Source organism: Isoptericola sp. MSGPD8_1_ISO-PGPR-S23-394 (assembly GCF_058072785.1).
The window spans coordinates 3,363,133-3,388,344 of sequence record NZ_CM176517.1; the positions used below are offsets into that span (position 1 = coordinate 3,363,133).

Below are 25,212 nucleotides of genomic sequence, written 5' to 3' on the forward strand. Positions count from 1 at the left end.
TTGAACAACCCTTGGACCACGTGACGTCCGCCCGTGAAGCGGGTCACATCTTGTTCATCGCGACAGGGGGTTTGCGAGCAGCGCGCACCGTGCTTTGATGCGCCCGTGGACCTCCTGCGACCCTTCACCCCAGCCGCCTTCGCCTACGGGCTGGCGTCCTGGTCGTGGCTGGGCATCCAGGGCAAGACCCCCCGGTTCGCGACCCTGTTCGGTGACGTCTTCCTCGAGTCGCTCGAGGGGTGGTGGTTCCTGGACACCGTCGAGGGCACTCTCGAGATGCGCTGGCACAACGCCGTCGAGCTCACCGCCGAGCTCGAATCCCCCGACGGGCGGACCGACCTGCTCCTGGAGGACCTCGTCGTGGAGACCTCCCGCCACGGCGTCGTCCCCCGCGAGGACGAGGTCCTGACCTTCATGCCGCACCCGCTGCTCGGTGGCCGCTTCAGCGCCGACGCGGTCGTGGCGGTCCGGTTCGAGCTCGCCCTGCGCCTCTCCGGCGAGGTCCACCGCCAGGCCGCGGCACCGCCGTCGCCGCTCCTGCTCGGCCACAGCCTCACCGGGCGCCACACGCACGCGTGAAGGGCCCGACCTTCACGCGCCCCTGAGGTCGCTCTGAGGTCCCGGCCCGGTCGAGACGGAGTTGTGACCCGCCAGGGCGCCCCAGCGGATGCGCCGGGCGACCATCTGTCGTGTCCTGGGAAGAGCACGGATGAGGCGGACCGTGGAGGTAGGACATGCAACGGGTAGTGCTCGAAGGATCTGCCGTCGCGCTCGGCGGCGGGCTCCTTCTCGGCGCGGCGCTCGCGCTCGGCGGGCCGGTGCTGACGATCCTGGCGGGGGTGCTCGCCGTCGCGGGGACCCTCCGCGTCGTGCTGATGACGCCACCTCCCCGCACCCCGGAGCGGCCGGCCACCATCACCCTGGGCCTGCCGCTGCGGGAGGTCACCGCGGAGGAGCAGGAGGCGGCGATCGTCGGACCCCTCCCCCACGCGGACGCCGACGACGCCGGTGCGGGTGCCGCCGTCGGACAGCCCGCACCGGTCGCCGCCTGACGGCTCAGCGCTTCTTCTTGAGCGCCTTCTCGCTCACCGGCGCGTCACCGCTGGCCCGCCGGGCCGTGAGGTACGCACGGGCCTCGTCCTGGCGTTCGGCCTCCGCGCCCGAGGCGATCTTGGCCCGCAGGTGCTCCTGCCCGAAGCCCCAGGCGTCGACCAGGTCGACGGCGTGCGGGCGCAGCCGCGTCAGCAGCCGGTCGACGTAGCCCGTGACCGTCCGGGCCCGCTGGTCGGAGAGCCGACCGTGCAGGAGGTACCAGGTGAGGTTGCGCTCGATGACGGTGAGCCCGAAGACGTCGCGCACCCAGGTCATGACGCGACGGGTCGCCGGGTCCTCGATCGTCGACAGGGCGTCGGTGAACGCCTCCCACCGCAGCAGGTCGGCGTGCGCCCGCGCGGCCTCGACCAGCGCGACCTGGTTCTCGTCCAGGATGCGGGCGGCCACCGCCGGCTCGGCCTTCTGGGCCGGCCGCAACGCCAGGGCGACCTCCTCGACCATCGTGGCGACGCGGTCGGCGAGCAGCTCGCGCTGGGTGTCGGCGTCACGCAGGTGCCCGGCGGCGCGGCGCGGGTCGCCGACGTCGGCGATCGCCTGGGTGACCCGGCGCAGGCCTGTGCGGTGCAGCGCGGCGTCCGTGGCCCGCTCGACGACGAACCGGGCCATGCCGGCAGGCGTCTTCGTGGCACCCTTGAGCTCGCGCCCGTAGTCGCCGACGAGCCGCTTGGCGACGAGCTGCGCCAGCACCGTGTTGTCGCCCTCGAACGTGGCGTACACGTCCAGGTCGGCGCGCAGCGACGTAATGCGGTTCTCGGTGAGGAACCCGGCGCCGCCGCACGCCTCGCGGCACTCCTGCAGCGTGTCGAGCGCGAACGCCGTCGACGTCGACTTCAGCGCCGCCGCCGTCGTCTCGAGGTCCTCACGGTTCTCCGGGGTGTCGTGCTCGCCGGAGAACACGTCGTCGAACAGGTCGAGCAGGCGCTCGTTCGCGAAGTGCCCGGCGTAGGCCTCCGCGATGCGCGGGAACAGACGCCGGCGGTGCGTCGCGTAGTCCAGGATCACCATCTCGTCGACGCCCGGGCCCGCGAACTGCCGACGCTCGGCGGCGTACTTCACCGCGATGGCGAGGCCGATCTTGGCTGCGTTGACGGCCGAGCCGTCGAGGGACACGCGACCCTGGACCAGCGAGCCGAGCATGGTGAAGAAGCGGCGTCCGGGGCTGTCGATCGGCGACGAGTAGGTGCCGTCCGCGGCCACGGAGCCGTAGCGGGCCAGCAGGTCGGTGCGCGGCACCCGGACGCCGGAGAAGTGCAGGCGCCCGTTGTCGATGCCCCGCAGGCCGCCCTTGAGGCCGTCGTCCTCGCCGCCGACGCCGGGCAGGAAAGGACCGGCCGACCCGTCCGGGAGCGTCTCGCGGATCGGCACGTAGAAGCAGTGGACGCCGTGGTCGACACCGTTGGTGATCAGCTGGGCGAACACCGTCGCGGCGGTGGCGTGCTGCGCGGCGTTGCCGAGGTAGTCCTTCCACGCCCCGCGGAACGGGGTGTCGAGGACGAACTCCTCCGTGGCCGGGTCGTAGGTGGCCGTGGTGCCGATCGAGGCGACGTCCGACCCGTGGCCGGTCTCCGTCATGGCGAAGGCGCCCGGGACGGTCAGGTCCATGGCCGCGGGCAGGAACCGGTCCTGCTGCTCCGGGGTGCCCAGGTGCAGGATCGCCGCACCGAACAGACCCCACTGGACACCCGCCTTGATCTGCAGGGAGGGGTCGGCCGCGACGAGCTCGGAGAAGCACGCCAGGTTGGCGCCGGGCTCGTCCTGGCCGCCCATGCGCTCGGGGAAGGCCAGCCAGGTGATCTTGTCGTCGTCCGCGACCATCTCGCGCATCTGCTCGAGCGTGCGCTCGCGGTGCTCGCCCGGCGTCAGCGTCTCGTCCTTGTGGAAGCGCGGGTCCCCCGAACGGGCCCGGGCACGACGGCGGAGCTCGGGCCAGCGGCCCAGCAGCAGCTCGGACAGGCCGGCGACGTCGATGCGGTCCGCCGCGTCGGTGGCTGTGCCGCGGGCCGAGGTGGTGCCGCTGTGCTCGGTGCGGTCGGACGTCGTCGTCATCGGTACTCCTGCTTCTCGGTGGTGGGTGCTTCCGGGAGGGGCCCGGGCCGGTCGGTCGTGTCGTGGTGCAGCACCCCGACGGGCCCGTTCCAGAGCCAGGTGGTGATCTGGTCGGTGAGCTCGTCGCGCGACAGCCCGGCGGCGAGCGTGTGGCCGAGCCACCACTCCCCCGTGCCCCGCACGAAGCCGACGGCGCCGGCCGCCCAGGCGGCCGCGGTCGACGGCGGGACCCCGGCCGCCTGGGCGGCGGGCTCGGCCACGAGCGTGATGACCGAGTCCAGGTAGGCGCCGAGCGCCTCCACCCGGCCGGACGCGCCGTCGTCAGGCACGTTGCCGCCGATGGCCGTGCGCGTGACGAACCAGTAGACGTGGGGCGAGCGCTCGATGGTCTGCAGGTAGACGCGCACCATCGCCCGCAGGGCGGCGTGCGGCGTGGGCGCCTCATGGGCGGCCTCGGCGAGCTTGCGGTGCATCCCGGCGACGACGGACTCAGCGACGGCGAGCCGGAGGCCCGCCTTGTCGTCGAAGTACCGGTAGAAGATCGACTTGGACGTCCCGGCGACGGCGGCGATCTCGTCCATCGACGCCCCGGGGCCGAGCTCGTGGATCGCGCGCCGCGCATCACGCACGAGCGACGTGCGCCGCTGGGCGCGATGATCGTCCCACCGGGTCGACCGGCCGTCGGGCCGTGGACGGGCAGAGCCCTCCGTGCGTCCCTGTGCTGCGACCGTCATCGGCCACCCCCTGTGACTCGTCTCACGAGACTCAGAGTATCAGGTACTGTGAGTACTACCTGAACATCCGTCGGAGTGTAAGGAAGCACGCAGTGGCCACTCGCCAGCAGACCCCCGCCCCCGCGGCCGGTGACCGGCCGGACGTCCGCGACGCCGTCGTCGTCGGCGGCAACCGCATCCCGTTCTCCCGCGCCGGCAAGAAGTACGCCGACGCCTCCAACCAGGAGATGTTCACCGCTGCCCTCGAGGGCCTCGTGGCCCGCTTCGGGCTGCAGGGCGAGCGCCTCGGCGAGGTCGTCGGTGGCGCGGTCCTCAAGCACTCGCGCGACTTCAACCTCGTCCGGGAGTCCGTGCTCGGCTCCTCGCTGTCGCCCAGCACCCCCGCGTTCGACCTCCAGCAGGCCTGCGCCACCGGCCTCGAGGCCACCATCAACATCTCGAACAAGATCCGGCTCGGCCAGATCGAGTCGGGCGTCGCCGGCGGTACCGACACCGTCTCCGACGCCCCCATCGCCGTCAGCGAGGGCCTGCGCCGCGCCCTCCTCGAGGCCCAGCACGCCAAGACCTGGCAGGCCCGCGCCAAGGCGCTCGCCACCGTCCGTCCCGGCGACCTCAAGCCGATGGCCCCCGCCACCGACGAGCCCCGCACCGGGCTGTCGATGGGCGAGCACCAGGCGATCACCACCGCCCGCTGGGGCGTCTCCCGCGAGGCGCAGGACGAGATCGCCCTCGCCAGCCACCAGCACCTCGCCGCCGCGTGGGAGTCCGGGTTCTTCGACGACCTCGTCACGCCGTTCCGCGGCCTGACGCGCGACGACAACCTGCGCGCCGACACCTCCCTGGAGAAGCTCGCCGGCCTCAAGCCGGTGTTCGGCCGGTCGCTGGAGACGCCCGCCACGATGACGGCCGGCAACTCCACCCCGCTGACCGACGGCGCCTCGACGGTGCTGCTCGGCTCGCGCGAGTGGGCCGAGTCGCACGACCTGCCCGTGCTCGCCCGGTTCGTGGACGCCGAGACGGCCGCCGTCGACTTCGTGCACGGCCGCGAGGGCCTGCTCATGGCCCCCGTGCACGCCGTGCCCCGCCTCCTGACCCGCAACGGGCTCACCCTCGACGACATCGACTTCTTCGAGATCCACGAGGCGTTCGCCTCCACCGTGCTGACGACGCTGGCCGCCTGGGAGGACCCCGACTACGGCAAGAACGAGCTCGGGCTGACGGGGGCGTTCGGCACCGTCGACCGCGCCCGGATCAACGTCAACGGCTCCTCGCTGGCCGCCGGGCACCCGTTCGCCGCCACCGGCGGGCGGATCGTCGCCACCGCCGCCAAGCTGGTGGCCCAGCGTGCCGCCGAGACGGGCGAGACCGCTCGGGCGCTGATCTCCGTCTGCGCCGCCGGCGGGCTCGGCGCCACCGCCATCGTCGAGTCCGTCTGAGCCGGGAAGGAAACCTGATGACCGACCGCTACACCCAGGCCGTCAACTCCGGGTTCACCCAGACCCTCGCCAAGAAGCTGGGACTCCCCCGGCCCGCCATCCTGCGGCGCTTCCGCGCCGGTGAACCGCTCACCGTCGGCCCCGTCCTCCTGCTGTCCGACGACGCCTCGAAGGGCGACGCCGACGCGCTCGCCCAGGCGCTGCTCGGCTGGGACCTCGACGTCCGCCGCCAGCCCGCCGACGACGTCCGTTGGGGTGCCGTGATCCTCGTCCTCACCGAGGCGTCCGCACCCACCGACCTCGCCGCTCCCGTCCTCGCCGCCGGTTCCGTGCTGCGACAGCTGGCCGGCAACGGCCGGGTCGTGACGGTCTCCCGCGCGCCCGCCGAGGGCGACTCCCCCGCGGTGGCCGCCACCCGGAACGGTGTCGACGGCTTCCTGCGCTCGCTCGCCAAGGAGCTGCGCGGCGGCGCCACCGGCAACGGTGTGGTGCTGACCGACGGCGCGACCGTCGACGCGGGCCCGAGCCTCGCGGCGCTGCGGTTCTTCCTGTCCGCCAAGAGCGCCTACGTGGACGGCCAGCTCCTGCGCGTCGGGCTTGCCGGCGGTGCGGGTGCCGGCACCGAGAGCTGGGACCGTCCGCTGGCGGGCAAGGTCGCCGTCGTCACCGGCGCCGCTCGCGGCATCGGGGCGGCCATCGCCACGACCCTGGCCCGCGACGGCGCCACCGTGGTCTGCGTGGACGTCCCCGCCGCCGGCGAGGGCCTGAGCCGCACCGCCAACGCGGTGGGTGGCACGGCCCTGCAGCTCGACGTCACCGCCGACGACGCCGGGGCGCGGATCCTGACCCACGCCCGCGAGCGCCACGGCGGCCTCGACGTCGTCGTCCACAACGCGGGCATCCTGCGCGACAAGCTGCTCGCCAACATGAAGCCCGCCCAGTGGGAGTCGGTCGTGGCGGTGAACCTCGCCGCGCAGCTGCGGATCAACGAGACGCTGCTCGCCGCGGGGATCGACGGGCTGCACATCGTCTCCCTCGCCTCGACGTCCGGGATCGCCGGGAACAAGGGCCAGTCCAACTACGCGTTCTCGAAGGCCGGCGTCATCGGGCACACGCGCGCGATGGCGGCGCTCCTGGCAGCCCGGGGCGGGACGGCGAACGCCGTCGCTCCCGGCTTCATCGAGACCGACATGACGTCCTCGATCCCGTTCGCCACCCGCGAGGTGGCGCGCCGGTTGCCGACGCTCGCGCAGGGTGGCAAGCCGGTCGACGTCGCCGAGGCGATCGCGTTCCTCGCCTCCCCGGCCGCGGCCGGCGTCAACGGGCAGGTGCTGCGGGTGTGCGGTCAGCACATGGTGGGTCAGTGACGGCCGAACCGCTGCGGACCAGCGACGGCGCGACGCTGCGGGTCGAGACCCAGCCGAGCCTCCCGGGGCTCGGCGGGCTCTACGCGCGAGGAGCCGCGGCGTCGGGCCGGATCGCCGCCGGCCGGGCCCTGCCGGCGCTGCCGGTCGTCGGCGCGGGACGCTCGCCCTCGGACGGCCGGGGCACCGAGGACGCGACCGGCGGCGACCCTCTGACCCTGCCGGACGTCGCCTACCGGGTCCCGGGTGTCACGACCGCGCGCCTGGCCCGCCACCTGCACGAGTACCAGCGGCTGCTGCACGAGCCCGTCGGGGACGTGCTGCCCGCGGGATACCTGCACGTGCTCGCGTTCCCGCTGGCCACCGCCGTCATGGTGCGCGGCGACTTCCCCCTGCCGCTGCTCGGCATGGTGCACCTGGCCAACGCCGTCGAGCTGCGCGAGCCGGTCCGGCTCGGGGACGAGCTCGAGGTGCGGGCGTGGGCGGAGAACCTGCGCCCCCACCGCCGCGGCGTGCAGGTGGACCTGGTCGCGGAGGTCTGGCGCGACGCCACCGGCACGACGACGGGGCGGCCCGTCTGGCGGGGGGTCTCGACGTACCTCGCCAAGGGCTTCGAGCTCCCGGACCGGCCGGCACCCGACCACGAGCCCCGCGCGGACTGGCACCCGCCCCTGCCGACGGGCCGCTGGGCGTTGGGCCCCGGCACGGGTCGCGCCTACGGTGCGGTCTCCGGGGACCGCAACCCGATCCATCTGTCCGCGCTGTCGGCGAAGGCGTTCGGGTTCCCGCGGGCGATCGCGCACGGGATGTACACCGCCGCCCGGGCACTCGCGGACGTCGGGCACCAGCGCGGGGGCGCGTACCGCTGGACGGTGGAGTTCGCCAAGCCGGTGCTGCTGCCCGGGACGGTCGACCTCGCGGTGACCCAGGAGCCGGACGGGTTCGGGTACGTCGGCTGGAACGGCCGGCGGCGCCAGCAGCACTTCTCCGGGACGGTCACACCCCTCTGAGCCTGCCGAGCAGGAGGTTGCGCCCGCAATAGGCCATCAATTCGGGCCCAACCTCCTGCTCGGCACCGTCGTAGGGTCGGGGCATGGACGCCCTGCACGAGCTGACCGCCGTCGAGCTGCGTGACCGCCTCCGGGCCGGCGAGCTCACCCCCGCCGAGGTGACCGAGCACTTCCTGTCCCGCATCGCGGCCCGCAACGACCGCCTCGGCGCGTTCTCCCGGGTGACCGCGGACCTGGCGCGGGAACGCGTCGCGACGCTCGGGCCGCCGTCGGGCACCCTGTGGGGCATGCCGACGGGCGACAAGGACCTGTTCGCCCGCGCCGGCGTGCCGACGAGGTTCGGCTCGCGGGCGCTCGCCGGGTTCGTGCCGGAGGTCTCCGACGGCGTCGTGCTCGACCTGGACGCGGCAGGCACGGTCAGCCTCGGCCGGACCACGGCGCCCGAGCTCGGCTTCCCCGCCTACACCGAGCCCCTCGCCGGACCGGTCGCACGCAACCCGTGGGACCTGGAGCGCGGGGCCGGCGGGTCGAGCGGTGGCGCGGCCGTCGCCGTCGCGGCCGGGCTGCTGCCCTTCGCCCCGGGGTCCGACGGCGGGGGTTCCGTCCGCATCCCTGCCGCGGCCTGCGGGGTGGTCGGGCTCAAGCCGAGCCGCGGGCTGCTGCCGTCGGGGTCGGGTGTCGAGTCGCCGGGCGGGCTGGTCGTCAACGGGCCGCTCGCCCGCACCACGGCGGACACGGCGCTGCTGCTGGAGGGCATGCTCGCGCGGCACCCGGACGGCACGGTGGCGCACCCTTTCACGCTGCGCACCCCGGCCGCGCACGCCGGGGCGTACCTCGCGGCGGCGCAGCGCGGGGAGGTGGCGGGGCGCGACGGCAGTGCGGGCAGGAGTGGCGGCCGGTTCCGCCTGGGGGTGACCACCTGGTCGGCGTGGGACGACTACTACGAGATCACCGTGGCCCCGGAGGCGACGGCGGCGCTCGACGCGGGGGTGGCGGCCCTGACCGGGCTCGGGCACGGCGTCGAGGAGCACCGCTGGGACGCGGCGCCCGAGTATGGCGACGCGTTCCGCAGCCTGTGGATGGGGGGCGCCTCCGCGGTGCCGATCGACGACGCGGCCGCGCTGGACCGGCTCGAGCCGCTGACCCGGTGGCTGATCGGTCGAGGCCGCGAGGTGCCCGCCCGCGAGCTGGTCGAGGCGCTGCGGGTCCTGTCCGCGTTCGAGCGCCGGCTCATCGCGGGCCTGGGTTCGCTGGACGCCGTGGTGACCCCGGCGCTGGCCATGACACCCCGACCCGTCGGCTGGTTCGACGCCGAGGACCCGGACCGCAACTTCGCCCAGCAGTGCCAGTACACGCCGTTCACGTCCTGGCTCAACGTCGCGGGGCTGCCCGCGATCACCGTGCCGACGCACTGGACCGACGACGGCCTGCCGATGGGGGTCCAGCTCATCGGCCGTCCGGGCGGCGAGCTGACCCTGCTGGCGCTGGCCGCGCAGCTCGAGGACGTGCTGCGCTGGCCGGAGCGGCACCCGCCGGTCTGGTGACCGCCGGTCTGATGACCGTCAGGCCGGTGTCCGTCAGGCGCGGTCGGGTTCTCCGGCGGCGAGCGACCTGAGCTGCTCCCGCAGCCGGTCCACCCCCTCGTCCCCGAGCCGGCTGGCCCACCGCGCGGCCACCCGCTCGCTGACGTGGCTCGCGGCCTGACAGTACTCCGCGCCTCGCGCCGTGAGGGACACGCGACGCGCACGACGGTCGCCGGGATCGGGCGCGGTGACGACGTAACCGAGCTCCTCGAGCTCGCGCACGACGCCGGTCATGGCCTGGCGGGTCACACCGGCCCGTTCGGCGAGCGCGCTGATCGTGGTGCCGGCGGGGTCCAGGTGCTGGAACACGGGCACGTGGACCCGTCGGATCCGTGGGTGCCCCTGGGCGGCGACCTCGGCGATCGTCGCCGTCACGACGGCGTCGGCGGCCGCGAGGAGCAGGAAGCCCAGGTCGTCGCGGGCTCCCGCCGAGAAGCGCTGGAGGGCGTCATCGAACAAGCTGCGCAACCCCCTTGACAATATACGCAGGTTGGTTGACGATCATGGTCCTAGTCTACGACCGAAGGACCCGCCATGAGCACCGGAGCATCACCGCAGGACCAGCACCCCGCCCTCGGCACGACGCTGCCCGCGCTGACCCTCGTGGGTCCGGACGGGCAGGAGCGCACACTCGGCGACGTCGTGGCCGGGCGCACCGCCGTCGTCCACTTCATGCGGTCCGCGACCTGCCCGGTGTGCCTCGCGCACGCGGCCCAGGTGCAGCGCATGCACGACGCCGGAGAGCTCGGGGACACGGCCTTCCTGCTGCTCGCGCCGGGCGCTGCTGCCGAGGCCGCCACGGCCGCGGGGCGCGCGGCGCGCCGGGCCCCGGTCGCAGAGGTGTGGGCCACCGGGGACCACGCGGACGCCGGGCTGCGGAAGGTCGCACTGCTGCAGCACAGCGGCACGTTCGTCCTCGACGCCCGCGGCGTGGTGCGTGCGGCGCGCACCTCCGCGCTGCCGGTCACCAGCTTCTCGGCGGACGAGGTCCGCGAGGCGTTGGCCAGCCTGGCGACCGCCTGAGAGCCGGGTCAGGCGTCCTCGGGCAGGCAGCCGAACGCCTCGTCGCGGCCAGGCCCGGCGGTGGCGAGCAGCCCCTCGAGCCCGGAGCCCTCGGGCACGGGGCGCGGGTCGTCGACGACGATCCACAGGCCGTCCACGACGTCGTAGCGCGCCTGCGGACCGTCGGCGACCAGGGCACCCACGGCAGCGACCAGGCGCTCGACCTCCTCCCCCGCCGTGCCGACGCCCACGGACGAGCGGACCGCCCCCGCGCCGTACCCCAGACGGGAGAGCAGCGGGTGCGCGCAGAACCGCCCGTCGCGCACCCCGATGCCGTGCTCGGCGGACAGGTACGCGGCGACCGCGCCGGGCTCGTACCCGGCGACGGTGAACGTGACGACCCCGACGGCGTCGGCGGCATCGGGCCACAGCCGCACCACCTCGACACCCTCGATCACCTCGAGGCCCGCGACGAGGCGCGCGCGCAGTGCGTCCTCGTGCTCGCGCAGCGCGACCGGGTCGACCCCGGCCAGCGCCTCGCAGGCCGCCGCGAGCGCCAGCGCGCCGAGCACGTTGGGCGAGCCGGCCTCGTGCCGGGCCGGGCCGTCGTGCCACTCGGTGCCGTCGACCCGCACGCTGCGCACGGCGCCGCCGCCCGCGAGGTAGGGCGTGCCGGCGTCGAGCCAGTCCCGCCGGCCCACCAGCACCCCGGCGCCGAACGGGGCGTAGGTCTTGTGCCCGGAGAACGCGAGGTAGTCGACGCCGGTCTCGGCCAGCGAGAAGCGGCGGTGCGGCACGAGCTGCGCACCGTCGAGGAGCACCCGGGTACCGACGGCGTGGGCTGCGCTCACGACGTCGGCGACCGGCAGCACCTCGCCGGTGACGTTCGAGGCGCCGGTGAGGGCCACGAGGGCGTAGGCCCGGCCGGCGGCGGCGCCGGCGGCCAGCTCGTCGCGCAGCGCGGTGACGGTCCCGGCGGCCGTGGCGCGCCCGGTCAGCACGGTGGCGTCCGCGCCGCGCTGCCAGGGCAGGAAGTTCGCGTGATGCTCGACGTCGAGGACGAGCACCCGGCCGGGCTCGCCGTCGACTGCCGGGAGGCACCCGGCGAGCAGGTTCAGCGCGTCGGTGGTGTTGCGCACGATCAGCGTGGCGTCGTCGTCGCGCGCACCCACGAACTCGCCGATGGTGCGCCGCGCCGTCTCGTACAGGGAGGTGGAGACCTGCGAGAGGTACCCGGCACCGCGGTGCACGGAGGCGTACAGCGGGAGGGTGCGGGTGATGCGGTCGGCGACGGCCTGCAGCGCCGGGGCCGAGGCCGCGACGTCGAGGTTCGCGTACGAGAGCCGGCGGCCGTCGACGAGGGGGGCGGGGGTCTCGTGCCCGACGACGGGCAGCAGCGGGGCGAGGTCCGCGACGGTGGCCTCGGCGCCCGGACAGGCGGGGCTCTCCGTGAGCGTGGTCATGACGTCCTCCTCGTTCGTTCCGGGGAGGGGCTCCCCGCGCTTGCCGGTCGCCGGGCGGCGCCGTGCCAGGTCGTCACCCGGGGCACCCCGCCGCGAGGGAGGGTTGCCGGCCAGCGAGCCGGGGCTTCGCGCTGGCGCTCATGACCTGCTCTCAGGTTCACCGATCCGCCGGGGAGTGTCAACAAATGGGCGGCGCGTCTCAGGATGTGAGTCAGCGCCGCGCGACCAGCAGGCGAGACGCTCGTCCCGCTCCCTGGACGCGGTGTCGTACGATCGCTCTGACCATCCCGAGCGGCCGAGTGACGTGGCACGTCGACGCCGCAGCAACCCGCGGGGGCCCTCCAGCCCTCGGACGCGGTGCTACCGCCACGACCGATGGGAGGAGTGCCGTGAACGCACCGACCGAACCGCCGATCGAACCGCGACCCGCGCAGGGCTACGCCGGGGACATCACACCGCAGCAGGCATGGGACCTGCTCTCCGCCGAGCCGGACGGCGTGCTCGTCGACGTCCGCACCGACGGCGAGTGGCGCACCATCGGGGTCCCTGACCTCACCGGGCTCGGCAAGGACACCGTGTTCGCCCAGTGGGTCACGGCGGACGGCCGACCCAACCCGGCCTTCCTCGCCGAGCTGGAGATGGCAGGGATCGGCCCCGACCGGCCGGTCGTCTTCCTGTGCCGCTCCGGCCAGCGCTCCATCGGGGCCGCCCGGCTCGCCACCTCCGCGGGTATCGGCCCGTCCTACAACGTCCTCGAGGGCTTCGAGGGCGCGCCCGGCTTCGGCGGGGTGCGCGACCAGCAGGGCTGGAAGGTGCGCGGCCTGCCCTGGGGCTCCTACGACGAGGCCACCGCGTGACCGGCACCGAGGTCCCCACCGGCCCCGGCGCTGACCCGACCCGGCCCGGTGGGTCGGGGCGCGGCCCGCTGCCCGACGGCGTCCGCCCGGCGACGCTCGCCGTGCGCGGTGGGCACCGGCGCTCCGAGTTCGAGGAGATGTCCGAGGGGCTCTTCCTCACCCAGGGCTACACCTACGGCTCCGCCGCCGACGCCGAGGCCGCGTTCGCCGGGGAGACCTCGCGGTTCATGTACTCGCGGTACGGCAACCCGACCGTGCACACGTTCGAGGAGCGGCTGCGCCTCGTCGAGGGCGCCGAGGCCTGCTACGCCACCGCGACCGGCATGTCGGCGGTCTTCACGACCCTCGCGGCGCTGGTGTCCTCCGGGTCCCGCATCGTCTCCGCCCGTGCGTTGTTCGGCTCCACCAACGTCATCTACGACGAGATCCTCGCCAAGTGGGACGTACGGGTCGACCTCGTCGACGGGCACGTGCCGTCCCAGTGGGAGGAAGCCCTCGCCACGCCGGCCGACGTCGTGTTCTTCGAGACCCCCTCCAACCCCATGCAGGACCTGGTCGACGTGCGCCGCGTCAGCGAGCTCGCCCACGCGGCCGGCGCCGTCGTCGTGGTGGACAACGTGTTCGCCACGCCGATCTTGCAGAAGCCGTTCGAGCTCGGCGCCGACGTCGTCGTCTACTCCGCGACCAAGCACATCGACGGGCAGGGGCGCGTGCTGGGCGGGGCGATCCTCGGGTCCGAGGAGTTCCTCTCCGGACCCGTCCAGACGTTCCTGCGGCACACCGGCCCGTCGCTGAGCCCCTTCAACGCCTGGGTGCTGCTCAAGGGCCTCGAGACCCTCGACGTGCGGGTGCGCGCCCAGAACGCCGCCGCGCTGCAGGTCGCGACGGCGCTGGAAGGACGCGAGGAGATCACCCGCGTCCGCTACCCGTTCCTGCCGTCGCACCCGCAGCACGAGCTGGCGACGTCCCAGCAGACCGGCGGCGGCACCGTCGTCACCTTCGAGCTCACGGTGCCCGACGGCGCCACCCCGGCCGAGGCGAAGCAGCGCACCTTCCGGTTCCTCGACGCGCTGCGCATCGTGGACCTGTCCAACAACCTCGGCGACACCAAGTCGATCGTCACGCACCCGGCGACGACGACGCACCGCAAGCTGGGTCCGGACGGCCGGGCCGCCGTCGGCATCCGGGACACGACCGTGCGGCTCTCCGTCGGCCTCGAGGACCCGCTGGACATCATCGAGGACGTGGACCAGGCCCTGCGGGCCTGACCGGGCGAGCACGAGACACGCGGCGCTTGTCGGACGGCGCGCGTAGCCTGACCGCGTGCTGCACATCCACCGGTCGGAGCGCGCCGACGCGCTGGTCGCGCCCCTGGCCGAGGTGCTGGCCGAGCCGCCGGTCGACCCGTTCACGCCGGACGTCGTGGCGGTACCGACACGCGGGGTGGAGCGGTGGCTCGCGCAACGGCTCGCGCACCACCTGGGCGACGGCGGCACGGGTGCGGGGGTGTGCGCGAACGTCGACTTCGGGTCGACCACCCGGCTCGTCGCGTCGGCCGTCGCCGCGGTGACCGGCGTCGAGCCCGACGACGACCCGTGGCGCCGCGAGCGCCTGGTCTGGCCGGTGCTGCAGGTGGTGGACGCCTCGCTGGACGAACCGTGGGCGGCGCCGCTGGCCCGGTACGTGGGCGGGCCGGACGACGTGGTGCGCCGGTCGCGGCGGCTCGCGCTGGCGCAGCGGGTGGCCGACCTGTTCACCGCGTACGCACGCCAGCGGCCGGCGCTGCTGGCGGCGTGGCACGACGGGGACGCCGGCGACGGGGCGGGGGGCGCGGTCCCGGACGACCTGGCCTGGCAGCGCGAGCTGTGGCAGCGGGTCCGCGACCTGCTGGACGCCCCGAGCCCTGCCGAGGCGCTCGGCGACGCCGTCGCGGCGCTGGGACGGGACCCGGACGCCGTCGACCTGCCGTCGCGGCTGTCCGTGTTCGGCCCGACCCGGTTGCCGGAGGACGAGCGGCGGGTGCTGCGCGCCCTCGCGCGCGACCGGGACGTGCACCTGTGGCTGCCGCACCCGTCGGCAGCGCTGTGGGACGCCGTCGACGCCTCCCCAGAGGCTCGCCGGAGCCTGCGGCGCGCGGACCTGCCGTCGGCCGCCCGCCACCCCTTGCTGACGTCGACGGCGCGGGATGCCGTCGAGCTCCAGGTGCGGCTCACCGGGTTGCGCGACCCCGACGAGGCAGAGGCCGCCGTGACGCACCACCCGGCACCCGCTCCCCCGGCGACGCTGCTCGGCGCGCTGCAGACGTCGCTGCGCACGGACGCCCCCGACCCCGCGGAACGCATCGAGCTCGCCCAGGCGGACCGTAGCGTGCAGGTGCACGCCTGCCACGGCCGCTCCCGGCAGGTGGAGGTGTTGCGCGACGTCCTGGTGGGCCTGTTCGCCGCGGACCCCACGCTGGAACCGCGCGACGTCGTCGTGCTGTGCCCGGACGTCGAGGCCTTCGCGCCGCTCGTCACGGCCACGTTCGGCGCGGCCCCGGACGGTGCCGCCACCGTCCACCCCGGCCAACGCCTGCGCGTGAGCCTCGCGGACCGCGGGGCGGGTGCGGTGAACCCGGTGCTGGCCGTGCTGTCCACGCTGCTGCGGCTGGCGGACGGCCGGGTGACGGCCTCCGAGGTGCTCGACCTCGCGGCATCCGCCCCGGTGCGGCGCCGCTTCCGGCTCACCGACGACGACCTCGACCGGTGGCGCCGCTGGGCCGTGGAGGTGGGGGTGCGCTGGGGCGAGGACGGCACCCGGCGCGAACGCTTCGGCATCGACCCGCGCGTGCGGCAGGGCACGTGGGACGCCGCGCTCGACCGGGTGCTGCTCGGTGTCGCGATGGCGGAGGAGGACTCCCGGTACGTGGGGCCCGCGCTGCCGCTGGACGACGTCGGGTCGACGGACGTCGAGGTGGCGGGCCGGTTCAGCGAGCTGGTCGCGCGCCTCACGGAACTGCTCGCAGAGCTCGCGGGCGTGCGGCCCCTGGGAGCGTGGTTGGACACCCTGGACCGAGCGGTGACCCTCCTGACGGACCCGACGCCGGACGACGCCTGGCAGACGAGCCAGGCGCGGCGCATCCTCACGGGCGTGCGGGCGTCGGGAGAGGCCCACATGGGCTCCTGGCTCGCGCTGGAGGACGTGCGCGCGCTGCTCGCCGACCGGCTGGCGCCCCGTCCGACCCGGTCCGGCTTCCGCACGGGCGCGCTGACGGTGTGCTCCCTGGAACCGATGCGGGCCGTCCCGCACCGGGTGGTGTGCCTCCTCGGCATGGACGACACCGTGTTCCCGCGGTCCACCTCCCCGGACGGCGACGACCTGCTCGCGCGCGACGCGTGCGTCGGGGAACGGGACCCCCGCACCGAGGACCGGCAGATCTTCCTCGACGCCCTGGGGGCGGCCGGCGAGCACCTGGTGGTGCTGCACACGGGGGCGGACGAGCGCACGGGCGCGTCCCGGCCGCCGGCCGTGCCCGTCGCGGAGCTGCTGGACACGCTCGACCGGCTCGCCGCCGGCCCGGGCGGCGGGCCGGCACGCGAGCACGTGGTCGTGCACCACCCGTTGCAGGCGGTCGGCGAGCCCAACTTCGTGGCCGGTGCGCTGGGCACGCCCGGCCCGTTCAGCCACGACACCGCCGCGCTCGCCGGTGCGGTGGCCGGCCGGACCGACCGCGCGACTCCGGGCCTGCTCGTCACCGATCCGCTGGCCGTCGACCCGCCCGGCGGGACCGACGTCGACCTCGACGACCTCGTCGCCGTGCTGGAGCACCCCGTGCGCTGGTTCGTCACGCGGAGCCTGGGTGTGCGGCTCACCCAGGACGCCGACGAGGTGGACGACCGGCTCCCGCTCAGCCCGGACCCGCTGGTGGGCTGGGGTGCCGGGGACCGCATCCTCACCCGCACCCTCGCGGGCACCGACCCGCAGCTGGCCTTCCAGGCCGAGTGGCGGCGCGGTCAGCTCCCGCCGCGGCGCCTCGGGCACGCCGCGCTGTCGAACGTGCTGCAGCGCGTGCAGCCGGTCCACGCGACGGCGTCGGCCGCGATGTCCACGGCGGCGGCACGCTCGGTGGACGTCACCGCGGTGCTGCCGTCCGGCGTCACCGTGGTCGGTACCGTGCCGGGCGTCCACGGCGAGCGCGTGGTGCGCGCCGAGTACTCGAGGCTCGCGCCGAAGCACCGTCTGCGCTCCTGGGTGCAGGTCCTCGCCCTGGCCGCCGCGCACCCCGGCACGGCGTGGGAGACCGGCACGATCGGTCGCGCGCCGGTGTCGGCACCGCGCGCCGCGTGGAGCCGGGTCGTCGCCCCGGACCACGCCACCGCGGTGCGCCTGCTCGACGACCTCGTGCGACTGCGTGCCGAGGCCGCCCGCAACCCGCTGCCGCTGCCCCCGGACGCCTCGCACGCCTACGCCGTCGCGCGCGACCGGGGTGCCGTGGACGCCGCCGCCGCGCTCGGCGAGGCGCGCTACACCTGGGGTGGCGGCTTCGAGAAGAACGACCCGTACCACGTGCTCTGCTGGGGCCCCGGGGTCGCGCTCGACACGTTCGTCGGGGCACCGACCGACGACGACCGCCGCGTGCGGCCCGACGAGACCACCCGCTTCGGGGCGCTCGCGCGCCGCGTGTGGGACCCCCTGCTGGAGCGCGAGGAGAAGGGGACCGCATGATCTTCGACGTGCATGGGCCGCTCCCGCAGGGCACGACGGTGCTGGAGGCGAGCGCCGGGACGGGCAAGACGTTCACCATCGCGGCACTGGCGACGCGGTACGTGGCCGAGGGCGTCGCGGAGCTGCGCGACCTCATGCTGGTCACCTTCGGCCGCGCCGCGACGTCCGAGCTGCGCGACCGCGTGCGCGACCGCCTGGTCCGGACCGAGCGAGCGCTGCGCGCGACCGACCCGGCGTCCGACGCGGACCCGCTCGTCGCCCTGCTGGCCGCCGTCGACGCCGACGAGCTGGACCGCCGCCGCCACCGGCTCACGGTCGCGCTGTCCCAGCTCGACGCGGCGACGATCACGACGACGCACGGATTCTGCCAGCAGATGCTCGTGGCGCTCGGCATCACGGCGGACGTCGACCCGGCGGCCACGTTCGTCCCGGACGTCGCCGACCTGGTGCGCGAGGTGACCGACGACCTGTACGTGCGCCGGTTCGCCGACGAGTCCCACCCGGCACTCACCCCGACGCTGGCGGGCGAGGTCGGGAGGGCGGCGGTCAGCGACCACCAGGCACGGCTCGTCCCCGAGGAGCCGGGCGGTGGCGAGCCGACGTCCGCAGGCGCGCTGCGGCACCGCGTCGCCCTGGACACCCGCACCGAGACGCTGCGGCGCAAGCGGGCCCAGCACCTCCTGGACTACGACGACCTGCTGGTGCTGCTGCGCGACACCCTGGCCGACCCCGAGCACGGCCCGACGGCGGCCGAGCGCATCCGCTCGCGGTACGCGGTCGTCATGGTGGACGAGTTCCAGGACACCGACCCCGTCCAGTGGGAGATCCTGCGCACCGCGTTCCACGACCACCGCCCGCTCGTGCTCATCGGCGACCCCAAGCAGGCGATCTACGCGTTCCGCGGGGCCGACGTCGTCGCCTACCTCGACGCGCGGGAGGCCGCCACGACGGTGGCCACGCTCGGCACGTCGTACCGCAGCGACCGGCCGCTGCTGGACGCCCTGCACACGGTGCTCGGCGACGTCGCGCTCGGCGACGGGCGGATCGTCGCGCGGGCGGTCGAGGCGGCGCACGGCTCGCGGTTCGACGGCGGCGCACCGCTGCGGCTGCGGCACGTGACCAGCCGGTCGCTCGGGCTCAAGGCAGGCTCGGTGCCGGCGGTCGGCACGCCGCGCGCCCACGTCGCGCAGGACGTCGCCGCGGACGTGGTCGCACGGCTCGGCCGCGACCTCGTCGACGACGGCACGGCCGACGACGCCCCGGTCGGTGAGGGCCCGGTCGGTGAGGGCCCGGTCGGTGAGGGCCCGGCGCGTCGGACGCTGGAGCCGCGGGACGTCGCGGTGCTGACCCGGACCAACGTGCAGGCCGAGCTGGTGCGCCAGGCGCTCGCCGACCGGGGGGTCCCCGCGGTGGTGTCCGGGCTGTCGAGCGTGTTCGCGACGCCCTCGGCCCGCGACTGGCTCGCGCTGCTGGACGCCCTGGAGCAGCCGGGCGCGCACGGCCGCGCCGCCGCGCTGGCGCTGACGCCGTTCGTCGGCTGGGACGCGGCCCGGCTCGCGGGGGCCGACGACGCCGCGCACGACGCGTTGTCCGACACGGTGCGCCGCTGGTCGCGGCTGCTCGCCACGCGAGGTGTCGCGGCGCTGCACGAGGCCGTGACCCGCGAGGGGCTGTCCGAGCGGCTGCTGCGGCTCACCACCGGCGAGCGGCAGCTCACCGACCTGCGGCACGTCGGCGAGGTGCTGCACTCCGCCGCGCTGGCCGAGGGGCTGGGCCCGCAGGCGCTCACCGCCTGGCTGCGCCGCCGCATCGCCGAGGCGCAGGGGGACTTCGACGAGGAGCGCAGCCGTCGGCTGGAGACCGACGCCGCGGCGGTGCAGGTCGTCACGGTGCACGCCAGCAAGGGCCTCGAGTTCGGCGTCGTCTACGTGCCCTACGCGTGGGACCGCTGGGTGCCGTCGTCGCCCGACGTGCTGCGCTTCCACGACGAGCACGGCCGGCGCACCCTGCACGTCGGGGGGCCGGCGTCGCCCGGCTACGACGCGGCCCTCGACCGCAGCCGCGCCGAGGAGGCCGGCGAGGACCTGCGCCTGCTCTACGTGGCGCTCACCCGTGCCCGCCACCAGGTGGTCGCGCACTGGGCGCCTTCCAAGGCCAACTCCGCCCGGGGCGCCCTGACGCGGGTGCTGCTCGCCGAGCGGCTGCTGGAAGGGGAGCCGGAGAGGCACGCGACCGCGCGGCGGATGCGGGACGACGAGGCCCGGGCAGCCTTCGACGCCGTCGCCGAGCGGTCCGGCGGGACCGTGGCCGTCGAGGAGGTGCCCGCCGCCCCGTCGACCACGCGCTGGCAGCCGCCCGTTCGGCACCTGCCGACGCTCGAGGTGTCCACCCTGGACCGGCTGCCGGACGCGTCGTGGCGGCGGTCGTCGTACACGGCCCTCACGGCGGGAGCGCACCACGGCCCGGCCGGCCACGGGTTCGCGGCGGCCGGACCCCAGGCCCCGGGAGCGCCGGCAGAACAGGCGCCGGGGTCGACGGCGGCCGCGCTGACGGAGGTGCGGGCCGGGGTCGAGTCGGAGCCCGAGGACGTGGGCGTCGAGGACGAGCCCGCCGAGCGGGCGGCCGACGTGCTGCCCGTCGGGACGCCGGACGGACCAGCGGCCGGCGACGGCGCGGACCTGCCCTCGCCGATGTCGGGTCTGCCGGCCGGCGCGGCGTTCGGCACGCTCGTGCACGAGATCCTGGAGCACGTGGACACGGCAGTCCCCGACCTCGACGCGGAGCTGCTGGCGCACTGCACCCGGGCGGCCGCCGCGTCCCGGCTCCCCGGCGCGGACCCCGCACGGCTCGCCGCAGCGCTCGCCGTCGTCGCGCGCACCCCGCTGGGGCCGCTCGCCGCAGGTGCCACGCTCGCCGAGATCCCTCCCCGCGACCGGCTCGCCGAGCTCGAGTTCGAGCTGCCGCTCGCCGGGGGCGACCGGCGCGGCCCGGCCCTCGGCGTGGGGTCCGACTCAGAGCACGGCGCCGGGCAGGGCACGGGGCACGGCGCAGGGCTGGCCGACGTCGCTGCGCTGCTGGACCGGCACCTCGGCGCCGACGACCTGTTCGCCGCCTACCCGGCGATGCTCGCCGCGCTCGCCGCCGCGGACCCGCACCCACCGGCGCTGCGCGGCTACCTCACCGGGTCGATCGACGCCGTCCTGCGGGTGGCCGGCCCGGACGGGACCCCGCGGTTCCTCGTCGTGGACTACAAGACGAACCGGCTCGGGGTGCCTGACGCCCCGCTCACCGCGGCCGACTACCGGCCCGCCGCGACGGTCGACGCGATGCTCGGCGCCCACTACCCGCTCCAGCTCGTGCTGTACCTGGTGGGTCTGCACCGCTACCTGCGCTGGCGGCTGCCCGGCTACGACCCGGACGTCCACCTGGGCGGCGGGCTCTACCTGTTCGTGCGGGGCATGTGCGGACCGGCCACTCCCCTCGGGCCGGACGGTTCCCCGCACGGCGTGGTCGCCTGGGTCCCGCCGCCCAGGCTCGTGCCCGCCCTGTCCGACCTGCTGGACCGTGGCATCGCGAGCACGGCGAGCACCGAGGAGGCCGCATGAGCGCCGACACCACGGTGGACGGCGACGTCCGCCGCGCCGTCGGGGCGACCGGCCTGCTGGGCGACCTGAACGCGACGGGGATCGTCGCGTCGACCGACGTGCACGTGGCCACCCACCTCGGGCGCCTGACCGGCGAGGCCGACGAACGGGTGCTGCTCGCCGTCGCCCTGACCGTGCGTGCGCTGCGCGGTGGTTCGGTGTGCGTACGCCTCGACGACGCGACGGAGCTCGCCGCCCTCGCCCGCCCCGAGGACGACGGCGGCTCCGCCCGGCCGACGACGTCGGACGCCGGTCCGACCGCCACGGACCCGGTCTCGGGGGACGCGGGGGACGCCGGCCCCGCGGTGCCGTGGCCGGAGCACGACGCCTGGGTGGCGGCGATCGAGGCGAGCCCGCTGGTCGCGGTGGGGGTGGACGGCCCGGCGGACCGGCCGGTGCGGTGGGTCGGCGGGCGGCTCTACCTGGACCGGTACTGGCGGGACGAGCTCACCGTGCGGAACCGCATCGACGAGCGAGTCCGGGCGGAGCCGTTCGACGTGCCCGCCGAACGGCTCGCGGCGGCGTTGACGCGACTCTTCCCGTCGGGCGGCGACACCCGCCAGCGGCTCGCCGCCGCGCACGCGGCCAGACGGCGGGTCACGGTGCTCACGGGCGGGCCGGGCACGGGCAAGACGACGACGGTCGCGCGCCTGCTCGCCGTCGTCCACGACGTCGCGGGCGGCGGACCGGGCGCCGGATCGGACCTCGACCATCGCACCGGGGCCCGACCGCTCCGGGTCGCGCTGGCCGCGCCGACGGGCAAGGCGGCGGCGCGGCTGCAGGAGTCCGTGCGCGAGGTCGTCTCGGGGCTCGGCCCCGACGACCGGGAGCGCACCGGGGGGCCGGTCGCCACGACCGTCCATCGGCTGCTCGGGTACCGCAGCGCCACCCGGTTCCGGCACGACGCCGCCCACCACCTGCCGCACGACGTGGTGGTGGTCGACGAGACCTCGATGGTCCCGCTGTCGCTCATGGCCCGCCTGCTGGAGGCCGTGCGCCCGGGCGCACGGCTGGTCCTGGTCGGCGACCCCGACCAGCTCGCGTCCGTGGAGGCCGGTGCGGTGCTCGGCGACCTCGTGCACCGGCCGTCGATCGACGGCGCCCCCACGGTCGAGACGGTCCGCACCGCGACGGCCTCCGCCACCCTCGCGCTCGCCGGCACCGACGGCATCGACGACGTGCCGCTGACCGGCGGCGAGCCCGACCGGCTGCGCAACGGCGTCGTCGGGCTGTCGACCGTCTATCGGCAGCAGGAGCACTCGGCGATCCTCCCGCTCGCGAGCGCCGTCCGCGCCGGGGACGGCGACGCGGCGCTCGCGGTGCTGCGGGCCGGGACCGGCGGTGTGGAGCTGGTCGAGGCGGACACCGACCGGCTCACCGAGGACGACGTCGACGGTGTGCACGCCGACGCCGTCGAGGCGGGCAGGCTGCTCGTGGCCGCCGCTCGCGACGGCGATCCGCGCCGCGCGCTGGAGGCGCTGTCCCAGCACCGGGTGATGGTCGCGCACCGGCGCGGGCCCGTCGGCGTCGCGCGCTGGGCCGCGCAGGTCGAGGCGTGGGTCGAGGAGGCCACCGGGGCCGACCGGGCGAGCACGTGGGGGCCGTGGGTCGTCGGACGTCCGCTGCTGGTGACCAGCAACGACGCCGAGGTGGGCCTCTTCAACGGGGACACCGGCGTCGTCGTGGCCGACGGCGACGGGGTGGTCGCGGCGTTCGGCGACCCGCGCGACCCGCTGCGGGTCCGTACCCACCGGCTGCCGCCGGTCGAGACGGTCCACGCGATGACCGTCCACCGGGCACAGGGCAGCCAGTTCCGCCGGGTCTCGCTCGTCCTGCCCCCGCCGACGTCCCCGCTGCTCACCCGCGAGCTGCTCTACACGGCAGTGACCCGGGCGAGCGAGCACGTGCGCGTGCTCGGCACCGCCGACGCCGTCCGCGCCGCCGTCGCCCGCCCCGTCCGCCGGGCGAGCGGGCTGCGCGACCCGCTGCCCTCCTGAGCCGGGCACCCGGCTGATCCACCTCGCCGGCGCCTGCCCGCTCGACGCCGAGGGGCGCACCGTCGCGCCCGGGGACCCGGTGGCGCAGGCCCACCAGGTCGTGGCGAACCTGCGCCAGGCCCTCGCGGACGCCGGTGCCGGCCTCACGGACGTGGCGTTCACGCGGGTGCTGGTGGCGTCCTCCGAGCAGGCCGACCTGGTGGCGGTCTGGAACGTGGTGCGGGCGGCGTTCGGCGACCACGACGTCCCCAGCACGCTGCTGGGCGTGACCGTGCTCGGCTACACCGACCAGCTCGTGGAGGTCGAGGCCACCGCCGTCCTGCGCGACTGACGGGGTCGCGGCGAGTGACAGGTCACGGTCGGACGGCGGAAGATTCCGCCGCCACGCCGGGTTGCCTCCAGCGATGACTACCTCTCCCGCACTCTCCGTACTGGACCTCGTGCCGGTCCGCTCCGGGCAGTCCAGCGCGCAGGCGCTCGCCTCGTCGATGTCGCTGGTGGAGCGCGCCGACGAGCTCGGCTACGAGCGCTACTGGTTCGCCGAGCACCACAACATGGCCGCCGTCGCGGCGTCGACCCCGCCGGTGATGATCGCCGCGGCCGCCGCCCGCACCGCACGGATCCGGGTCGGTTCGGGCGGCGTCATGCTGCCGAACCACGCCCCGCTGGTGGTGGCCGAGCAGTTCGCCGCGCTCGAGGCCCTGGCGCCGGGCCGCATCGACCTGGGCATCGGCCGGGCGCCGGGCAGCGACCCCGTGGTCACGGCGCTGCTGCGCTCGTCCGGCCCGACGTCGGACGTCGACCGGTTCCCCGAGCACGTGCAGAACATCCTGGCGCTCATGTCGCCCGACGGCGCCCAGCTCCGGCTGACCGACGGCAAGGTCTACGACGTCCGGGCGACACCGGCCGCCGCCGCGGCCCCCACCCTGTGGCTGCTGGGTTCCAGCGACTACTCGGCACGCCTGGCGGCCGCGCTCGGGCTGCCGTACGTGTTCGCGAACCACTTCTCCGGGGCGGGGATCGACCAGGTGCTGGCGCTGTACCGGGACGGCTACCGGCCGTCGGCGGAGCACCCGCGGCCGCGCACCTTCCTCACGGTGAACGCCGTCGTGGCCCCGACGTCGGAGGAGGCGCACGAGCGGTCGCTGCCCCAGCTCCGGGCGATGGCGCGGTTGCGGACCGGCCGCCCGATGGGACGCTCCGAGACGGTCGAGGAGGCGCTGGCGACGCCGCTGGACGGGCTCGGTCAGCAGATGGTCGAGGACATGCGTGGCCGGTGGCTCATCGGCACGCCGGACGAGGCCGGCGCGGAGGTCCGCCGTCTCGCCGAGCGCCACGGGGTGGACGAAGTGATGATCGTGCCCGTCGCGGGCACCTACGCCGCCGAGCCGCTGGACGCGACGCCCGGACGGGTGCAGACGCTGGAGCTGCTGGCGGCGGAGACCAGGCCGTGAAGTCCCTGACCCCGTCGGTGTCCGTACGCCGCGCGGACAACCCCGGGCCGATGACGCTGGACGGTACGCGCTCGTGCGTGCTGCGCGCCCCGGGCGCCGCGCACGCCGTCGTGGTGGACCCCGGGCCCGACGACGAGGCGCACCTGGCCGCGCTGGCCGCGGCTCCGGTGGAGCTGGTCCTGATCACTCATCGCCACGCTGACCACACCGCCGGGTCGGCGCGGCTCCGTGCGCTGACCGGCGCTCCCGTCCGGGCGGTGGACCCCGCCCACTGTCACGGCGCGGAGCCGCTGCGCGGAGGTGAGGTGATCGAGGCCGCGGGGTTGCGGATCGAGGTCGTCGCGACGCCGGGGCACACCGCCGACTCCGTGTCGTTCGTGGTGCTCACGGACGGCGCGGAGCCCGTGGTCCTGACCGGGGACACGGTGCTCGGGCAGGGCACCACGGTGATCGCGGAGCCCGACGGGTCGCTGGGCGACTACCTCACGAGCCTCGACGTGCTCGAACGTCTCGGCGACGGCCGCCTCGGCCTGCCCGCGCACGGCCCGGAGATCGCCGACCTCGGTACGGCGGTCCGGGCCTACCGCGCCCACCGTCACGAACGTCTGGCCCAGGTGCGGGCCGCCCTCGACGAGCTCGGCCCCGACGCCTCGGTCGACGCCGTCGTCGCGCACGTGTACGCGGACGTCGATCCCTCGGTGCTGGGCGCCGCCCGGCAGTCGGTCGCGGCGCAGCTGGCCTACCTGCGCACCCCTCCCCGCACGGACAACTGATCCCTGTCGGTGACGTGCGGCACGATGGGCGC

General features: G+C 75.5%; 18 protein-coding genes, 1 pseudogene and 1 riboswitch. Of the genes and pseudogenes, 15 read left to right on the forward strand and 4 right to left on the reverse strand.

Annotation, left to right across the window (positions count from 1 at the left end):
* Positions 1-105 precede the first annotated feature (105 nt).
* Complete coding sequence (locus AC3RJ8_RS15470) at positions 106-579, forward strand: hypothetical protein (RefSeq protein WP_489713437.1); 474 nt, start codon at positions 106-108, stop codon at positions 577-579.
* Between the two features lie 167 nt (positions 580-746).
* Positions 747-1,052: a hypothetical protein gene (locus tag AC3RJ8_RS15475; protein ID WP_489713438.1), complete on the forward strand. Its 306-nt coding sequence runs from the start codon at positions 747-749 to the stop codon at positions 1,050-1,052.
* A 4-nt stretch (positions 1,053-1,056) separates the two neighbouring features.
* Here the strand turns inward: AC3RJ8_RS15475 and AC3RJ8_RS15480 are convergent, their stop codons facing one another.
* The gene (locus AC3RJ8_RS15480; protein ID WP_489713439.1) at positions 1,057-3,159 is read right to left on the reverse strand and encodes an acyl-CoA dehydrogenase family protein; all 2,103 of its coding nucleotides are present in this window, start codon (positions 3,157-3,159) and stop codon (positions 1,057-1,059) included.
* Positions 3,156-3,893: a TetR/AcrR family transcriptional regulator gene (locus AC3RJ8_RS15485; RefSeq protein ID WP_489713440.1), complete on the reverse strand. Its 738-nt coding sequence runs from the start codon at positions 3,891-3,893 to the stop codon at positions 3,156-3,158. Before AC3RJ8_RS15485 ends, AC3RJ8_RS15480 begins: the two co-directional genes overlap by 4 nt.
* 92 nt (positions 3,894-3,985) lie before the next feature.
* On the opposite strand from AC3RJ8_RS15485, the gene AC3RJ8_RS15490 reads away from it, so the two are divergent.
* The 4 genes from AC3RJ8_RS15490 to AC3RJ8_RS15505 all read left to right on the forward strand — a co-directional run bounded on the left by AC3RJ8_RS15490 (position 3,986) and on the right by AC3RJ8_RS15505 (position 9,247).
* Entirely contained in the window at positions 3,986-5,329 is a 1,344-nt protein-coding gene (locus tag AC3RJ8_RS15490) for an acetyl-CoA C-acetyltransferase (protein WP_489713441.1), read from the forward strand.
* A gap of 17 nt (positions 5,330-5,346) precedes the next feature.
* Positions 5,347-6,696: a 3-oxoacyl-ACP reductase gene (locus AC3RJ8_RS15495; protein WP_489713442.1), complete on the forward strand. Its 1,350-nt coding sequence runs from the start codon at positions 5,347-5,349 to the stop codon at positions 6,694-6,696.
* Entirely contained in the window at positions 6,693-7,703 is a 1,011-nt protein-coding gene (locus AC3RJ8_RS15500) for a MaoC family dehydratase (protein WP_489713443.1), read from the forward strand. The genes AC3RJ8_RS15495 and AC3RJ8_RS15500 overlap by 4 nt, the downstream gene beginning before the upstream one ends.
* A gap of 83 nt (positions 7,704-7,786) precedes the next feature.
* Positions 7,787-9,247 (forward strand): amidase, encoded by a 1,461-nt coding sequence (locus tag AC3RJ8_RS15505; RefSeq protein WP_489713444.1) that lies wholly within the window; start codon positions 7,787-7,789, stop codon positions 9,245-9,247.
* Positions 9,248-9,280: 33 nt separating this feature from the next.
* On the opposite strand, the gene AC3RJ8_RS15510 is transcribed toward AC3RJ8_RS15505, so the two are convergent.
* Positions 9,281-9,745, reverse strand: coding sequence for a MarR family winged helix-turn-helix transcriptional regulator (locus AC3RJ8_RS15510; protein WP_489713445.1), 465 nt, complete (start codon positions 9,743-9,745; stop codon positions 9,281-9,283).
* 75 nt (positions 9,746-9,820) lie between these two features.
* On the opposite strand from AC3RJ8_RS15510, the gene AC3RJ8_RS15515 reads away from it, so the two are divergent.
* The gene (locus tag AC3RJ8_RS15515; RefSeq protein ID WP_489713446.1) at positions 9,821-10,309 is read left to right on the forward strand and encodes a redoxin family protein; all 489 of its coding nucleotides are present in this window, start codon (positions 9,821-9,823) and stop codon (positions 10,307-10,309) included.
* A gap of 8 nt (positions 10,310-10,317) precedes the next feature.
* On the opposite strand, the gene AC3RJ8_RS15520 is transcribed toward AC3RJ8_RS15515, so the two are convergent.
* A complete protein-coding gene (locus tag AC3RJ8_RS15520) occupies positions 10,318-11,751 on the reverse strand; it encodes an aminotransferase class V-fold PLP-dependent enzyme (RefSeq protein ID WP_489713447.1) in 1,434 nt (477 codons plus the stop codon).
* A 31-nt stretch (positions 11,752-11,782) separates the two neighbouring features.
* Positions 11,783-11,897, reverse strand: a riboswitch (SAM riboswitch).
* Positions 11,898-12,140: 243 nt separating this feature from the next.
* Here AC3RJ8_RS15520 and AC3RJ8_RS15525 point away from each other — a divergent pair.
* The 8 genes and pseudogenes from AC3RJ8_RS15525 to AC3RJ8_RS15560 all read left to right on the forward strand — a co-directional run bounded on the left by AC3RJ8_RS15525 (position 12,141) and on the right by AC3RJ8_RS15560 (position 25,180).
* Entirely contained in the window at positions 12,141-12,608 is a 468-nt protein-coding gene (locus tag AC3RJ8_RS15525) for a rhodanese-like domain-containing protein (protein ID WP_489713448.1), read from the forward strand.
* Positions 12,605-13,876, forward strand: a complete 1,272-nt coding sequence (locus AC3RJ8_RS15530) for an O-succinylhomoserine sulfhydrylase (RefSeq protein WP_489713449.1) — start codon at positions 12,605-12,607, stop codon at positions 13,874-13,876. Before AC3RJ8_RS15525 ends, AC3RJ8_RS15530 begins: the two co-directional genes overlap by 4 nt.
* A 55-nt stretch (positions 13,877-13,931) precedes the next feature.
* Entirely contained in the window at positions 13,932-17,312 is a 3,381-nt protein-coding gene (gene recC / locus AC3RJ8_RS15535; RefSeq protein ID WP_489713450.1) for an exodeoxyribonuclease V subunit gamma, read from the forward strand.
* Positions 17,309-20,917 carry a UvrD-helicase domain-containing protein gene (locus AC3RJ8_RS15540; RefSeq protein ID WP_489713451.1) on the forward strand — a complete coding sequence of 1,203 codons (3,609 nt, stop codon included), beginning with the start codon at positions 17,309-17,311 and terminating at the stop codon, positions 20,915-20,917. The genes recC and AC3RJ8_RS15540 overlap by 4 nt, the downstream gene beginning before the upstream one ends.
* Positions 20,914-22,953, forward strand: a complete 2,040-nt coding sequence (gene recD / locus AC3RJ8_RS15545) for an exodeoxyribonuclease V subunit alpha (protein WP_489713452.1) — start codon at positions 20,914-20,916, stop codon at positions 22,951-22,953. The genes AC3RJ8_RS15540 and recD overlap by 4 nt, the downstream gene beginning before the upstream one ends.
* A 10-nt stretch (positions 22,954-22,963) precedes the next feature.
* Positions 22,964-23,284, forward strand: a pseudogene (locus AC3RJ8_RS15550) (RidA family protein); the annotation flags it as partial.
* A gap of 73 nt (positions 23,285-23,357) precedes the next feature.
* The gene (locus tag AC3RJ8_RS15555) at positions 23,358-24,407 is read left to right on the forward strand and encodes an LLM class flavin-dependent oxidoreductase (RefSeq protein WP_489713453.1); all 1,050 of its coding nucleotides are present in this window, start codon (positions 23,358-23,360) and stop codon (positions 24,405-24,407) included.
* Positions 24,408-24,457: 50 nt separating this feature from the next.
* Positions 24,458-25,180, forward strand: coding sequence for an MBL fold metallo-hydrolase (locus AC3RJ8_RS15560; protein WP_489715661.1), 723 nt, complete (start codon positions 24,458-24,460; stop codon positions 25,178-25,180).
* The last annotated feature ends 32 nt before the right edge of the window (positions 25,181-25,212 follow it).

What these genes read in the sequence shown, in the direction of transcription:
- AC3RJ8_RS15480 (WP_489713439.1), bottom strand. Translation starts at nt 3,159, where the DNA reads ATGACGACGACGTCCGACCGCACCGAGCACAGCGGCACCACCTCGGCC.
- AC3RJ8_RS15485 (WP_489713440.1), bottom strand. Translation starts at nt 3,893, where the DNA reads ATGACGGTCGCAGCACAGGGACGCACGGAGGGCTCTGCCCGTCCACGG.
- AC3RJ8_RS15495 (WP_489713442.1), top strand. Translation starts at nt 5,347, where the DNA reads ATGACCGACCGCTACACCCAGGCCGTCAACTCCGGGTTCACCCAGACC.
- AC3RJ8_RS15505 (WP_489713444.1), top strand. Translation starts at nt 7,787, where the DNA reads ATGGACGCCCTGCACGAGCTGACCGCCGTCGAGCTGCGTGACCGCCTC.
- AC3RJ8_RS15515 (WP_489713446.1), top strand. Translation starts at nt 9,821, where the DNA reads ATGAGCACCGGAGCATCACCGCAGGACCAGCACCCCGCCCTCGGCACG.
- AC3RJ8_RS15520 (WP_489713447.1), bottom strand. Translation starts at nt 11,751, where the DNA reads ATGACCACGCTCACGGAGAGCCCCGCCTGTCCGGGCGCCGAGGCCACC.
- AC3RJ8_RS15540 (WP_489713451.1), top strand. Translation starts at nt 17,309, where the DNA reads ATGATCTTCGACGTGCATGGGCCGCTCCCGCAGGGCACGACGGTGCTG.
- recD (WP_489713452.1), top strand. Translation starts at nt 20,914, where the DNA reads ATGAGCGCCGACACCACGGTGGACGGCGACGTCCGCCGCGCCGTCGGG.
- AC3RJ8_RS15555 (WP_489713453.1), top strand. Translation starts at nt 23,358, where the DNA reads ATGACTACCTCTCCCGCACTCTCCGTACTGGACCTCGTGCCGGTCCGC.
- AC3RJ8_RS15560 (WP_489715661.1), top strand. Translation starts at nt 24,458, where the DNA reads ATGACGCTGGACGGTACGCGCTCGTGCGTGCTGCGCGCCCCGGGCGCC.